Genomic DNA, 14397 nt, shown 5'->3' with positions numbered 1-14397 from the left:
GAAAAACCCGCACTGATGGAAGTTTTGCTTTATAGAAAAGGGGAGAGAGCAAAGAATGTCCCTATAAATCCTGCTCTCTCCCCATTCAATTTGATTGTTACGTAATAGAAGCACCGATTACAAATGCCAAACCGACTGATACACAAAAGCTTATAATACCAACCGAAATATTTCCTTTATGAAGCTGTTCTTCGACAGAAAACTTTCTTGTAAGAATTTCAAATAGAAAATAAGCAATCATTTGAAGTACAATTCCAAAAGCCCCCCAAATAATAGTATCCAGAATTTGTGAGCTATTATAAACAGAGAATGATAGGATGATACAAATACCGATAATTTTCCCACCGATAGAAAGAGCTACTGCATGATTTCCATTTAACACTTCGTCCCAATCTTTATATTTTCTCGTCATGAATTCAAAAATAACTAGGCCAATAAGTACGATTACAATAGCAATGAAAAAATATAATGCTGTTAACAGTAAAGATTCCGCCATATATAAAACTCCTTTTCTATAAAAAATAAAATATAAATACTTTTTTACTTATTTTCCTGTTCCAGGACCGCCGCCGCGTACTGATGAAGTTCCACCGCGCACAGATGGTGTTCCTTTTGACCATTTATAGCTGCCGCCTGATGATCCATATCCTTGATAGCAATCATCGTTATTTTGGTAACATTTATTTTTACGTTTTTTCCCCCAGTCATCAACATCGAGTATTTCATCTAATATCCATAATACTAATAAGCCGTCAAAGAAATCAGGACTGAAATTATCGCGTACAAACTGATAATCAGCAACTTCAATCAATGTGTTTTCGTTATTATTTTCATCCGCTGTTAAAATAACAAACAAGTCTGGATAAACGAGAACCTGTTTATTATTATTCTTATTGCTTACTTCATCCGGTGACTGGTGCTGCTGAAGCTCATTTGCAACTTCATCGATCGATTTATTTTCCGCGATGAAAACTTCAGAAAAATTATCTTTATTTGTCTGACTTGCTACCACATCTTGAAATTCATAATTATTATTAATAAATTCAGCTATTCCATCTTTAAAAAGAGAACCTTGTGTTCCACTTCCACAAGCTGTCAAGAAAAACATAACGCCTACTATTATAAAGAGAAGTGGTTTTTTCATTCGTACACCTGCTTTCACATCAATCTCATGAAAATGGCTTCCATACTTGAACTTGCCTAAAAAGTTCTTTGGAAGCCTTCGTCCCACCTGTTATTCTTTTCCCATTTCTCTTTTTAAAGCTGCAAGCTCATCATCAACGTCATTTTTTTCTAAAGCTGCAAATTCGTCATCTAATGAACGGTTTGATGATCTCATATCCTCGCTGGTTTCCGCTTCTGCTTCGTATTGAAGAACTTTTTCTTCCATTCTTTCAAAGCCTCGTCTTGATTCATCACCGCCGATTCCAGACATTGTACGATTAATTTTCGTTCTCGTTTTAGCTGATTCTGCACGAGCTTTTAATGTATCTTTTTTCAGTTTCATTTCATGATACTCGGCTTTCATTTCATCTAATTTTTTGCGTAATGTAGTTGAGTCAAGTTTTGCTCGGTCGAAGGATTCTTTTAATGTATCGGCCGTTTGGCTGTGAATTTTCTTATCTTCCAATGCACGTTTTGCAAGATCATCATTTCCTGCCTCAACAGCTGTCATTGCTTGCTGTTGACGCTTTTCAACCATTTTCTTTACATCTTCATATTTGCGCTCAAGCATTTTTTCATTTGCGATTTGTTTTGCAACAGCTGCTTCGGCCTCACGAATATCTGCTTCCATCTCACGCATAAATTGATCAAGCATTTTTACCGGATCTTCAGCTTTATCGAGCATGGCATTTAATTCTGATTCGACGACAGTTTTCATCCGTTTGAAAAATTTAAACATGTTTAGTTCCTCCTAATTACTTGCAATGATTTTTAATTCATATTCTTCAATTTCATAACCGGTACTCACTTCAATCTCGCTGCCCCATTTTTCAACAGAAAGGAATTTTTCTTCCTCTTCATCACAGTAATCATAGTATTCACATGTCATTCCATTTACATTTTGGCTTCTGCCAATACCATGGATCATTGCTTTTCCTTTTTCTTCAAGGGTATATATTATTCCATTGTATTCAATTTTTTTCGAAAGCGGTTCTGAAAGTTTCAGCTTTACTTTTTCATAAATACCAAGATAAAGCTCATCATCCATTTCTACACTCAGCCAGATTGTTTTTGATACTCCTTCAAGCTGATAGGCATGCCATTTGAAACCATGATCATCATAATTGATTTTACCAACAATTGTATAATCTTCAAAGTCATATGTGATAATATCGTTCATTTGTAAATTGAACATATTTCGGGCAACAACAGGTTTTTGGCTGTCGCCCTTTTTTCCGAACAATTTGTTAAAGAAACTCATTACTCCACCTCTATTATGTTTTATCAAGTAATAATACGATTCATTTTATGAAAAAGTTTCAAGTATTATCCTTTTTCTCATTTAAATTAATTATAAGATTGAATGCGAGCAATCATCAGGAAGAGCGGAAATATGTATTATTTATATTTTCTAAATTAGGTTCATTGCTGATTCTGAAACCTTCTGGTAAATAAATATAGCTGTTTTTACTTCCACTTCAGGAGTGATGATATCTTCTGCCCAATAGTGTAAAGATGGAGCTGTATCACCAGGCAGATACATTATGTTTCACACAAAGGTCATGGCTTCTTTTGGATTCTGATAATCCGCTTTTTGACTAAACTTCAACTAATACAAAATCTTTATCAGCTTCTTGTTCCGGTACTAGTCATAAACGGATGGAGAAGATCTATTTTAAATGCCGAAGTATGATTCGGTTTATTTACATAGTTAACTCCTTTTTAATATATAATGGCAAACAGTCTCATCTGTTTGTTCTCTAATTAAATCAACAGCTAAGTAGTTCTTTGAGAAGAAATATGTAAATGCTTTTCGCGTCGTTTCTCTCCATAAAAGGGCGAGCTCTAGATTTTCCTTTTTTAATTCCTGAAAATTGGCTGGAACACATAATGACAGCCACTCTAGATTTTCGTTATAATTTATCTCTTCAGGAACTAAATAATTATCCTTTCGGTTTACAGTAAGAATAGGAGTGTAATTAGCTGCTGCGGGCTTAGTTTTCTCTTTTGTAATTTCCCACTCAACTAAAAATCGATCAGAGGGAAGCCCTTTATTCAGCTGGTCAGTCATTTCTCCATATACATTCTCAATATATGTATTACATACAGCACCTAGCTTATGTAAATTAAGATTTCCATTCACTGTTTCTAAAGGATCATAAGTCCATTTTATTACATCATATCCTTTTTTAAGAGCAGCTTCTTTTTGTGCATATTTTAATTTCATCCCGATTCCTAATTTTCGATAATCTGAATGAATACCAAGATTATGTGAGTGAAGGAAGGATTTCTTGCCATCGAATCCTGGAAAACTGTATTGAAAACCAATCAGTTTCTCATTTAAAAAAGCACCTAATACGAGACCGCCGCTTTTAATGGCAGCCATCATATGATTCACTGGAACAGGATCATCCATTGTCCAAATCATCGTTTCTAAATTTCTTACTTCTGTCAGTTCATCTGTATTTTCTAAATTTCTAATTGTGATATCCAATTAAAAAGCACCTCTTTTACCATTGTTTTAAATCACAGCCGAGTCCAATCATCGTTACTGCAATCCATTCAGGACTTATTTTATAAACATCAGGCGAATACAGTTCCTATTATACGGATAATAAACCATGGCATAGATATATTTAACATTTAATAATGTACGAAGAAAATTATTTTTGAAAATAAAATTCAGTTTCACCGTAATTGCCAATGCTGATCCGTTTACAGAAATAATCATAAAATAAGTTGCTATAAATGGAATATAATCAACAATCATAACATTTATCTGACTTGATAAAAAGGCGACCGGAATTGTTATATCACTCTCAATCGTTATTGGAATCATAAATAAAAATATGCCGATAAGGGAGGGGGAATAAATTTTTTTAAATGTAAAATGGTAAAAGATCTTAATGAAATATGATGAGACTTTATTTTTGTTTTTCCTTCCAATTTATTCAACTTCCTCTATTTTTGTTATTTAAGAATAATTCTAGAGGAGACATTATAATACATAGAAAATTTTCTCTTAATAAAAAGTAAATATTTATACAAGAGATATGTATGCATATTTTTGAAAATATTCTTAAATTACCATTTATACTTTTTAGGAAAAATATGAAGACTAAGGGGGTAAAATAAATCCACAAGGAGCTGTATTAATTGCTAAAAAGAAAATTAACTGCATTTGCTGTGAGTGCTTTCTTACTAAGCCTTGCAGCATGTAATACTAATAATGGAGCTTTTGATGAAAGAAATCAGAATACAACAAGGTTTAGAGATGTTAACTACAATGATGAGCAGGGCTTTGAGAAAGATTATGATAGAGAATTGAGAGATACACGTACAGAGCGTATGGAAATATCCAATTTAAAAACGGATACTTCAAGTGATAATTATCCCCGAACGAGAGCGGTATTAATCCGTGATGCAAAGTATAAATTTGTAACAATTAATCCGGAACAAAATAGAAGTTTAACAAGAGATGAGCGTGTAGTACAGGATGATATACCTAATGTCGTGCCAGAGCAACAGCAGCAAGAAAGAAATGGTCCGTCTAATGCCGTGCCAGAGCAACAACAGCAAGAAAGAAATGGTACACCTAATATCGTGCCACAACAACAGCAACAAGGAAATAATACAGAAAACAATCCTGGAACAACAGCAAACATTAGCCAGACAGCCCAAAAGGTAATTGAATTAACAAATGCGGAAAGACGTAAAAATGGTCTTCCTGATTTAAAAGGAGATCCTAGTTTAAGCAGTGTTGCCCAAAAGAAATCAGAAGATATGGAAAAAAATCATTATTTTTCCCATACAAGTCCAACATATGGTTCGCCTTTCGATATGATGAGGAATTTTGGAATAACGTATAAAACAGCTGGTGAAAATATTGCACAAGGACAAAGATCAGCCGAGCAAGTCGTTCAAGCTTGGATGAATAGTGAAGGACATCGAAAAAATATTTTAAGCCGTGATTTTACTCATATAGGTATCGGCTATGAACAAAGCGGAAATCATTGGACACAAATGTTTATAGGTAAATAATATTTTCCCCCGCTAATAATGCATATAACCTTTTCTATAAGGGATATGTATAAACAGTGGGGTTTTTTCTTTAAAATGAAGAGGTGAATGAGCATGGAAAAGGTATGGTGGAAGGAAGCTGTTGTATACCAAATTTATCCTCGCAGCTTTATGGATAGTAATGGAGACGGTATCGGGGATTTAAAAGGGATCATGTTAAAGCTTGATTATTTGAAAAACTTAGGTGTAGATGTCATTTGGCTTTCTCCAATTTATCAATCTCCAAATGATGATAACGGCTATGATATTAGTGATTATAAGAAGATTATGAATGAGTTTGGGACAATGGAGGATTTTGATTTATTACTTCAGGAAATTCATTCTCGAGGTATGAAGCTGGTAATGGATCTTGTTGTTAATCATTCATCAGATGAACATAACTGGTTTATAGAGTCATGTAAATCAAAGGATAACCGTTATCGCGATTATTATTATTGGAGGCCAAGTAATAATGGAAGAGAGCCGAATAATTGGACATCGGTATTTAGCGGCTCTGCTTGGCAATATGATGAAAAAACAGATGAATATTATCTTCATATTTTTAGTAAAAAACAGCCTGATCTAAATTGGGAGAATGATGAATTGAGAAAAGAAATTTACGAGATGATGACTTGGTGGCTTGAAAAAGGGGTTGATGGTTTCCGTTTGGATGTTATTAATTTCATTTCGAAGGTCGACGACTTACCGAGTGTGCCAGGCGGGAAAAAATATGACTGGGGCGGGGAATTTTTTATGAATGGCCCGCGTGTTCACGAATATTTGCGTGAAATGAACGAGAAAGTACTCGCAAAATATGATGTCATGACAGTTGGAGAATGCCCGGGAGCTGAAATAGAAGATGCTATCCGGTATGGGAATAAAGAAGGAACAGCATTAAACATGATATTTACGTTTGAACATATGGATGTAGACTCAGGGACTGGAGGAAAGTGGGACATTATTCCTTTTAAACTGACTAGTTTTAAAAAAATAATGACAAAATGGCAAAAAGGCTTAGAAGGAAAGAGCTGGAATAGTCTTTATTTAAATAATCATGATCAGCCGCGCGCCGTGTCTCGTTTTGGGGATGACTGTAAATACCGGATTGAATCAGCTAAAATGCTTGCAGTATGTCTCCATATGATGCAAGGCACACCTTATATTTATCAAGGTGAGGAGATTGGAATGACAAATATAGAGCTGGAACTTGAAGATTACAATGATTTGGAAATTCATAATATGTACCGTGAAAAAGTAATTGAAGGAGGAGAAAACCATGATAAAGTCATGAATTTGATTTATAAAAAAGGAAGAGATAACGCCAGAACCCCGATGCAATGGGATGAAAGCATGAACAGCGGTTTTACAAATGATGTTCCTTGGATAAAAGTAAATCCAAATTATAAAGAAATAAATGTAAAACAATCATTAGCCGATCCTAATTCTATTTATTATTTTTATCAAAAGCTTATTAAACTGCGTAAAAAATATGAAGTAATTATTTATGGCAATTACAAGCTCATTTTAGAAAATGATGAACAAATATATGCTTATACTCGTGAATTAAAGGGTGATAATTTACTTGTTATTACGAATTTCTCTAGGGAAAATGCTTTATTTCATATGCCATATGAGTTACAGACTGTTAAGAAAGAATTACTAATTAGCAATTATGATAAGGTTGAAAAAGAACAGGAACAGTTTATTTTATTAAGACCTTATGAAGCAAGAGTATATTTAAGTGAGGATAGTAATAATTGTATTTAATTATAATAAACTACATTTTTCAAAAAATTGATAGAATGATAGTATTAGTTCTTTCTATTATAAATTGCATCCGAGCTAAGTTAACTTTAGTTCACTTGTTTGTAAAGTATAGACCATTCTATTATTGATCCAGTATGTATCCACATAATAATTTATAGGGATAAGAGCGGATAATTATTATTCTGCTATTGTAAAAGAGTATTTAATCAGTAAAATCCTGTGATTTATGATATTTGCATATTTCGCTTCCATATGATAAAAAAGAACTAATAGCTATATTTAGACAATTTTTTCAATTTTATTAGTTCAAAAATACTATTGAACTAGTTATCTATCATTTTATTAAATGCTTAATGGGCAAAAGTGTATCCGCTTCCAAAGAGAGTGGAGAAATTAAACTGTCCATTAAGCTAAATTGATTCAGCTGATAATCATCAGGGGATGGCAAATGATTGGCTGTATACAAAAATGGATGGGAAAGAGGTGCATAAATGAGGAAAATAGGGGAAATGTTTGAGACGTATCAATTACAGTCACTTCTTGATAATTTTCAAGCATTATTAGAGAGAGAAAAGGATGATCACTTAAAGCTGGAAGATTATATTAAGCAAATATCGACTGCTTTAAATGATTATACTCATTTAACATATGCACTTGACACAGCTGTAATAGTTGCAGCTACTGATACGAGCGGAAAAATTATTTATGCTAATGATAAATTTTGCGGAATTTCAAAGTTTAGCCGTGAAGAACTTATTGGGAAAACACATAAAATATTAAACTCAGGCTACCATGATCCATCCTTTTTTAAAAAGATGTGGAAGAAAATTAAAGAAGGAAAGGTATGGGAGGGAGAAATAAAAAATAAAGCAAAAGATGGGACATTCTACTGGGTGAAGACGACTATTGTTCCATTAAAAGATGCAAATGGTATTCCCAATATGTTTATGGCATTAAGAACAGATATAACGGAAGGGAAGCTTGCACAGGAAAAATTAGTGGGAGCCTTACAAAATGATTTTCGTACTGTTGTAAATTCCATGCATAATCTTATCTTTAAAGTTGCAAGAAATTCGCAAAATGAATTTGTTTATGTACTTAATGAAGGTAAACTCGCTTATCATTTGGGATTAGAAAAGGATAAGATGAAAAATAAATCTCCAAAAGATATTTACCCGGTTCAATTAGCGAAAATGTTAGAAGAAAAATATGAGAAAGCTTTTGAAGGGAATAATGTCACGTATGATTACTCCTTTAATGATAAACAGCTTCTAACTTACCTATCTCCTGTTTACCGTGACAATATAGTTGTAGAAATAATAGGCTGTGTAAATGACATTACAGAACTGTATGATGCACAAGAAAAAGTCAAATTTATGGCTTTTCATGATAATATAACAAATTTACCAAATAGAAGGAAATTCATTGAAGATGTATCAGGTTTTATTACACAGTCTAAGCTTAATAATGGTAAATTTGCTGTTTTCTTTCTTGATTTAGATCGTTTTAAACAGATTAATGATTCGTTTGGACATAAGGTTGGAGATAATTTAATAAAAGAGGTATCCCATCGCCTGAAAAAAGTTGTAGAACCAGCTGGTAGAGTATATCGTTTAGCTGGAGACGAATTTATTATTGTTTATCCGAATATTGAAGACGAAAATATTATTAGTCAGTATGCCCAAATAATTTCAGCAGCATTTGATACTGTTTTTAAACTCTCTTATCATTTAGAAATTTATACTTCTACAAGTATTGGAGTTAGTATTTATCCAGATCACGGTAAAGACTATGATACATTACTAAGAAATGCGGATATTGCGATGTATGCTGCTAAAACAAATCGTAATAGTGTTTTTTCAATTTATCGGCCAGAGATGAATAAAAATCAAGAAGAAGCATTATTAATTGAACATCATCTGCGTAAGGCGATTGAGCAAAATGAGTTAGAACTATATTATCAGCCAAAGTTAGATCTGAATACAAAACAGATTAATGGGGTAGAAGCACTATTACGCTGGAATAACTATTTATTAGGTAATGTTCCACCGGATAAATTTATTCCAATTGCTGAAGATACGGGTTTAATTATCAAGTTAGATGAATGGGTTTTAGAGAAAGCTTGCCAGCAGAATAAAGAATGGAATGATGCTGGCTTTTCGAATCCTATTAAAATGGCAGTAAATATTTCTCCATTACATTTTCGACTTTCTCATTTTGAGGATGTAGTGAAGAGGATTTTGGATAAAACGGGACTGGAGCCAAGTTTATTAGAAATTGAAATTACAGAAAATAGTTTTATTGATAATCATGAAGAATGTATTGCCTGTTTAACAAAGCTGAAAGATATAGGTATTTCAGTGGCAATTGATGATTTTGGAAAAGGATATTCATCTTTAAATTATTTAAGGAAGTTTCCTATTAATTCTTTAAAAATTGACCGTACATTTATCCAGGAAGTGTCGGAAAATAATGAAGACATAGCAATTGTGAAAGCAATTACTCATCTGGCCCGTGAATTAAACTTGAAAGTAGTAGCAGAAGGAATTGAAACGAAAGAAGTAATTCGTATTTTGGAAGAGTTAGGCTGTGATGAAATACAGGGCTACTATATTAGTAAGCCTCTTCCCAAAAAACGATTTGAAGAGAGTTATGAACAAATGAACTACTGTAGCGATTTTCAATAATAAATATGACTTTACCATATGATTGCGGTCCTGCATTCACATGTGAAGTATATAAATCTAACTTTATTTTCCGACATGACAATGGAAAAAGGAAAGTAGTAATTACTCTATCATTTTGAAGGAAAACTTGGTTGATTTTTAGCTCATCCATTTGCAAGATGAGCTAAAAATCGTGCACCATACTAAGTTTTCATTCTATCCATGTTGGAATTTTAAATTGGAGTTATATATACTATATAATTAATTTATAACTAATGAATATACAGGAAATAATAGATTATATTAGAAGATGAATTGTAATCAATTTCCGTTCACACACCTTGATGTTACAGTTTTATAGTTAATGCTGGCTTTTAAATATTGTATAATAATTGGAATATAAGGTATGGAGGACTTAATGTCATGGCTAGAAATGTGATAAGGGATGAAAAAGTGAGGGAGGAAAGGAAGCAGCTTATAATGGACTCTGTCTTACAGCTTATTGTAAGAAAAGGAGTCGGTTCGTTAAATATTAGTGAGATTGCGAAAGAAGCAAAGCTTAGTGTTGGTAATATTTATAACTTTTTCAAATCAAAAGATGAAATATTGGATGAAATATTAAGAAAGGGCCAGGAAGAATATCGTGTATTTGTTACAAAAGTAGCTGAAAGGGAAGATATAACTCCGATAGAAAAGCTGCATTTTATTTGTTCGTCCTGGCTTTCTTTGAAAAATAATTGGGCTTTTACAATGATGATTCAGAGTATTAGAATGAATGAAACGGTAAGAGAAGAATTAAAAACAGTGATTACAAGAAGATTCACACAAAATTTGCAACCGATAGAAAAGATTATGAAAGAGGGACAAGAACAAGAGATTATTATTAATGAAAATCCGTTAGAGCTGGCTTATTATTTTGTAAGTCTTATTCAGGGCTTAACATTACAGCAGATTCCATCGAACAGTGTGCCGGTTAAGATGAATGCAGATGGAATTATTCATCTTTTTATGAAAAAATAGTTGACATTATAAAAAACTGTTGTTAAATTAAATTCAACAGAATGAATTGATATTCGCTTTGTGAGAAGTTTAAATTATTAATATGCTAATCTACCAGACAACTGGAGATTTAACACTGTAAAGAAACTTACCTCAGGTTCTTTATAGTGTTAGTTCTCTAGTTTTTTTTATTTTTAAATCCTAGTAAACAGATAAGAAAAATTAAATGTACAGGAGGAATTTTGATGAGTTCACAAACACTTGTTGTGGAAAATTTAAATAAAGTTTTCTCATCTCCGAAAGGTAATGTTGTTGCTTTAAAAAATATCGACTTGGAAGTGAATAAAGCTGAATTTATTACAATTATTGGTCCGAGCGGCTGCGGAAAAAGTACTTTGCTTAAAATTATTGCCGGACTGGATACAACCTATGACGGAAATGTTCTCCTTAATGAAAAGCCTATTGCTGGGCCGAGTATAGAAAAAGGATTTATTTTTCAAGAGCCGCGTTTATTTCCTTGGCTGACAGTTGAAAAGAACATAGCAGGGAACTGGTCGCTTAAAAAACCTGAAGTTAGAAAAAGAGTGGATGAATTAATTGAGCTTGTACGATTAAATGGGTTTGAGAAATCTTATCCACGTGAGCTTTCAGGAGGGATGGCACAGAGGGTAGCAATTGCCAGAGCTCTTTTACGTAATCCACAAGTATTGCTGCTCGATGAGCCATTTGGAGCACTCGATGCATTTACTCGTTCGCATATGCAGGAAGTATTACTTGATATTTGGCAACAGAATAAGACGACAATGCTTTTTGTTACACATGATATTGATGAAGCAGTCTTTCTGGGAGAAAAAGTAGTGATTATGAATCCAAGACCTGGACATATACAATCCGTCTTGCCGATTGACCTTCCTTTCCCAAGAAAACGATCCTCACAATTATTCCAGGAAGTGAGAAGAAAGGTGTTAAATGAATTTGAAAAAGTGGAAGAACAGGGATTTACTACTGGTGCAGGTATTTAACATTTTATTGAAAGCAGAGGAGAAAAAATGAAAAAAATAAGCTATTTATTATCTCTTGTTTTAGTACTAGTAATCATTGTTGCTGGATGCAGTAATTCAACTGCTAAAGAAACAAATAAAGAAGGAAGCGAAAAAACTAGTTATGACGGACTCACGGTAAAACTTGGAGTTCAGGGCAGCGGAGGCTTGTTTGGAAAAGCACGTGAAGAAAAATGGTTTGAAGAAGAGTTTGAAAAACTTGGAGTTAAAGTGGAGTGGATTGAATTCCAAAGCGGTCCGCCGATGACAGAAGCAATGGCATCAAATCGGCTTGATTTTGCGGGATTAGGAAATATGCCGATCATTGCTGCACAAGCTGCTAATATTAAATTTAAAGTTATTGCACAAACGCTTGAAGGAAAAAACAATGTTGCAATTATAACGAAAAAGGACAGTACGTTAAAAAGTCTTGAAGATTTAAAAGGGAAAAAAGTAGCTGTTGTAAAAGGAAGCAATGCTTTTAACTTTTTATACCGTGGTCTGGAAGAAGCAAAAATAAAAGCTTCCGAAATAGAAATTATTGAACTTCAGCCAGATGAAGCACAATCGGCATTTGATTCAGGCGGTGTCGATGCATGGGCTACATGGGATCCTTACATTACGATTAATACATTAACAGATAAAGCAAAAGTACTTACAGACGGAGAAGCTCTTGGTGTATTATCGCCTTCGTTTACAATTGTTCGTGAAGAATTTGCAGACAATTATCCTGAGTTAGTGACACTTTATTTAAAAGTAGTGAAAAAAGCTCTCGCATGGGAAGAAGAAAATTATGATGAAGCATTGGAGCATTATGCCGCAGCTAATAAGGTGCCAGTAGAAGTTATAAAAGGAACACTTGATCGTTCAAAAATGATTAGTATTCCAGTGAGCGATGAAATTATTGCTGAACAGCAGAAAACGGCGGATTTTCAATATTCTATTAAAACTATTCGCAACAAAGTTGATGTAAAACAAGTATTTGATAATCAATATATAAACGAAGCATCAAAATAAATAGAAAGTGGGGAGAGAGATGCTTCAAGCAGAAACAAATAAAGTAATTCATCAAAGAGATATAAGAAAACAGCAGGCTATAAAGAATAAACGTTTTATAAAAATAACAAATATTCTACTTGGTATGCTCTTGCCGGTGGTACTTCTCCTTATATGGGAAGTACTTGGCCGGATCGGTGCTCTCAATCCAGTATTAGTACCGGCCCCAAGTGCTATTTTGCAGGAATTTGCTTCATTAACATATTCAGGGGAATTAATAAAACACTTAAGCATATCAGCCTGGAGAGCTTTACTCGGGTTTATATTAGGCGGTACTTTAGGACTTGCAGCAGGTATTTGGGTAGGGTTTTCTTATAAAACAGAACGCCTTTTAGATCCATCCCTGCAAATGCTTAGAACATTGCCGCATTTGGCTATCGCTCCGCTTTTTATCTTATGGTTTGGTTTTGGAGAAACATCTAAAATTTTACTAATAGCAAAAGGAGCGTTTTTCCCGCTCTATGTTAATACATTTCTAGGAATTCGTTCAGTAGATAGTAAATTTTTTGATGTTGCAAGAGTACTAGAGTATAGTCGTTGGCAAACAATTACAAAGCTGATTTTACCAGCAGCACTACCTAATATTTTATTAGGTACAAGACTTTCCATAGGTGTTGCCTGGCTCGGTCTTGTTGTGGCAGAACTGATGGCATCAAGTTCAGGTATAGGTTATTTGCTTAATGACGGCCGTTCGTTTGGAATTACCACATTAGTTTTTGTAGGAATTATAACGTTCGCAATCCTTGGTAAGCTGTCGGATTCCTTCGTGAAATTCGTTGAGAGAAAGACATTGAGCTGGCAGGATGTATATAAAGGAGATGAGCGGATATGAAAGCAAAAAATTCATTGAATACAACTCGCTCCATTAAAAAAGACTGGTTAGATTATATACCAAAGCCGCTTCATGGGTGGGTTATCCCTATTTTACTACTTATTATTTGGCAAGTTGCTGGTGAACTTCATTTGATCGCTGAAAATCTTTTGCCTACACCGCTTGCAATTGCTGCACAGTTTGTGAAACTTTCAGCCAGTGGAGAATTATTTGAACATTTACAAATTAGTATGCTTCGTGCAGGATCAGGGTTTATTTTTGGAAGTGCAGCCGGATTGCTGCTTGGTCTTTCAGCAGGTCTATCAAAGATAGTGGAAAAAACATTGGATCCATCATTACAGATGCTTAGAACTATCCCATTACTTGCGCTTATTCCGTTGTTTATTCTTTGGTTTGGTGTTGGTGAATTTTCAAAAGTATTAATGATTTCACTTGGAGCGTTTTTTCCAGTCTATGTTAATACTTATTTAGGGATTCGTAATACAGATTTAAAATTGTATGAAGTATCAAGAGTTTTTCAATATACGAAATTTGAGCAGCTAACAAAGCTTATCGTTCCAGCAGCACTGCCGAATATTCTTTTAGGATTAAAACTATCTCTTGGAGTATCATGGCTTGTCCTCGTTGTAGCTGAAATGATGGGAACAAGTGCAGGAATTGGCTACATGATACAAGATGCAAGAAGCTATTCCCACACAGATATTGTGTTAGTAGGAATTATTATTTTTGCTATTGTCGGCTCCAGTTCTGATTTTATTGTAAGAGTCATTGAATCAAAGGTACTTAGATGGAGAGATACGTTTAAAGGATGAAT

Annotated in this window: 14 protein-coding genes; 8 read left to right on the top strand and 6 right to left on the bottom strand. The window is 33.8% G+C overall.

Features of this window, described 5'->3' with window-relative positions; translation table 11 throughout:
* Positions 1-97: 97 nt before the first annotated feature.
* The 6 genes from BFA01S_RS11805 to BFA01S_RS11780 all read right to left on the bottom strand — a co-directional run bounded on the left by BFA01S_RS11805 (position 98) and on the right by BFA01S_RS11780 (position 4003).
* Complete coding sequence (locus BFA01S_RS11805; RefSeq protein WP_066230367.1) at positions 98-496, bottom strand: DUF350 domain-containing protein; 399 nt, start codon at positions 494-496, stop codon at positions 98-100.
* Positions 497-544: 48 nt separating this feature from the next.
* Entirely contained in the window at positions 545-1231 is a 687-nt protein-coding gene (locus BFA01S_RS11800) for a DUF4247 domain-containing protein (protein WP_169800479.1), read from the bottom strand.
* Positions 1232-1234: 3 nt separating this feature from the next.
* Positions 1235-1903: a PspA/IM30 family protein gene (locus BFA01S_RS11795; protein WP_066230362.1), complete on the bottom strand. Its 669-nt coding sequence runs from the start codon at positions 1901-1903 to the stop codon at positions 1235-1237.
* 12 nt (positions 1904-1915) lie between these two features.
* Positions 1916-2425 (bottom strand): DUF4178 domain-containing protein, encoded by a 510-nt coding sequence (locus tag BFA01S_RS11790; RefSeq protein ID WP_066230358.1) that lies wholly within the window; start codon positions 2423-2425, stop codon positions 1916-1918.
* Between the two features lie 450 nt (positions 2426-2875).
* Positions 2876-3658, bottom strand: a complete 783-nt coding sequence (locus BFA01S_RS11785) for a GNAT family N-acetyltransferase (RefSeq protein ID WP_066230355.1) — start codon at positions 3656-3658, stop codon at positions 2876-2878.
* Positions 3659-3733: 75 nt separating this feature from the next.
* The gene (locus BFA01S_RS11780; protein WP_066230352.1) at positions 3734-4003 is read right to left on the bottom strand and encodes a hypothetical protein; all 270 of its coding nucleotides are present in this window, start codon (positions 4001-4003) and stop codon (positions 3734-3736) included.
* A 317-nt stretch (positions 4004-4320) separates the two neighbouring features.
* Here BFA01S_RS11780 and BFA01S_RS11775 point away from each other — a divergent pair, with 317 nt between their 5' ends.
* The 8 genes from BFA01S_RS11775 (at position 4321) to BFA01S_RS11740 (ending at position 14395) form a co-directional block, all read left to right on the top strand.
* Positions 4321-5205, top strand: coding sequence for a CAP domain-containing protein (locus tag BFA01S_RS11775; RefSeq protein ID WP_066230349.1), 885 nt, complete (start codon positions 4321-4323; stop codon positions 5203-5205).
* Between the two features lie 93 nt (positions 5206-5298).
* A complete protein-coding gene (locus tag BFA01S_RS11770) occupies positions 5299-6990 on the top strand; it encodes a glycoside hydrolase family 13 protein (RefSeq protein ID WP_066230346.1) in 1692 nt (563 codons plus the stop codon).
* A 491-nt stretch (positions 6991-7481) separates the two neighbouring features.
* Positions 7482-9677, top strand: coding sequence for a sensor domain-containing protein (locus BFA01S_RS11765; RefSeq protein ID WP_066230342.1), 2196 nt, complete (start codon positions 7482-7484; stop codon positions 9675-9677).
* Positions 9678-10079: 402 nt separating this feature from the next.
* Positions 10080-10676 carry a TetR/AcrR family transcriptional regulator gene (locus BFA01S_RS11760; RefSeq protein ID WP_066230339.1) on the top strand — a complete coding sequence of 199 codons (597 nt, stop codon included), beginning with the start codon at positions 10080-10082 and terminating at the stop codon, positions 10674-10676.
* 224 nt (positions 10677-10900) lie between these two features.
* Positions 10901-11677 (top strand): ABC transporter ATP-binding protein, encoded by a 777-nt coding sequence (locus tag BFA01S_RS11755; protein WP_066230333.1) that lies wholly within the window; start codon positions 10901-10903, stop codon positions 11675-11677.
* A 27-nt stretch (positions 11678-11704) separates the two neighbouring features.
* The gene (locus BFA01S_RS11750; RefSeq protein ID WP_066230331.1) at positions 11705-12712 is read left to right on the top strand and encodes an aliphatic sulfonate ABC transporter substrate-binding protein; all 1008 of its coding nucleotides are present in this window, start codon (positions 11705-11707) and stop codon (positions 12710-12712) included.
* Between the two features lie 19 nt (positions 12713-12731).
* Complete coding sequence (locus tag BFA01S_RS11745) at positions 12732-13583, top strand: ABC transporter permease (protein WP_066230325.1); 852 nt, start codon at positions 12732-12734, stop codon at positions 13581-13583.
* Entirely contained in the window at positions 13580-14395 is an 816-nt protein-coding gene (locus tag BFA01S_RS11740; RefSeq protein WP_066230321.1) for an ABC transporter permease, read from the top strand. Before BFA01S_RS11745 ends, BFA01S_RS11740 begins: the two co-directional genes overlap by 4 nt.
* The last annotated feature ends 2 nt before the right edge of the window (positions 14396-14397 follow it).

Source organism: Metabacillus fastidiosus NBRC 101226 (genome assembly GCF_001591625.1).
Taxonomy (GTDB): Bacteria; Bacillota; Bacilli; order Bacillales; family Bacillaceae; genus Metabacillus; species Metabacillus fastidiosus.
The sequence above is the reverse complement of the archived record's forward strand: the minus strand, read 5'-3'. Positions and strand labels throughout refer to the sequence as shown.

What these genes read in the sequence shown, in the direction of transcription:
- BFA01S_RS11805 (WP_066230367.1), bottom strand. Translation starts at nt 496, where the DNA reads ATGGCGGAATCTTTACTGTTAACAGCATTATATTTTTTCATTGCTATT.
- BFA01S_RS11795 (WP_066230362.1), bottom strand. Translation starts at nt 1,903, where the DNA reads ATGTTTAAATTTTTCAAACGGATGAAAACTGTCGTCGAATCAGAATTA.
- BFA01S_RS11790 (WP_066230358.1), bottom strand. Translation starts at nt 2,425, where the DNA reads ATGAGTTTCTTTAACAAATTGTTCGGAAAAAAGGGCGACAGCCAAAAA.
- BFA01S_RS11780 (WP_066230352.1), bottom strand. Translation starts at nt 4,003, where the DNA reads ATGATTCCAATAACGATTGAGAGTGATATAACAATTCCGGTCGCCTTT.
- BFA01S_RS11770 (WP_066230346.1), top strand. Translation starts at nt 5,299, where the DNA reads ATGGAAAAGGTATGGTGGAAGGAAGCTGTTGTATACCAAATTTATCCT.
- BFA01S_RS11765 (WP_066230342.1), top strand. Translation starts at nt 7,482, where the DNA reads ATGAGGAAAATAGGGGAAATGTTTGAGACGTATCAATTACAGTCACTT.
- BFA01S_RS11760 (WP_066230339.1), top strand. Translation starts at nt 10,080, where the DNA reads ATGGCTAGAAATGTGATAAGGGATGAAAAAGTGAGGGAGGAAAGGAAG.
- BFA01S_RS11755 (WP_066230333.1), top strand. Translation starts at nt 10,901, where the DNA reads ATGAGTTCACAAACACTTGTTGTGGAAAATTTAAATAAAGTTTTCTCA.
- BFA01S_RS11750 (WP_066230331.1), top strand. Translation starts at nt 11,705, where the DNA reads ATGAAAAAAATAAGCTATTTATTATCTCTTGTTTTAGTACTAGTAATC.
- BFA01S_RS11745 (WP_066230325.1), top strand. Translation starts at nt 12,732, where the DNA reads ATGCTTCAAGCAGAAACAAATAAAGTAATTCATCAAAGAGATATAAGA.
- BFA01S_RS11740 (WP_066230321.1), top strand. Translation starts at nt 13,580, where the DNA reads ATGAAAGCAAAAAATTCATTGAATACAACTCGCTCCATTAAAAAAGAC.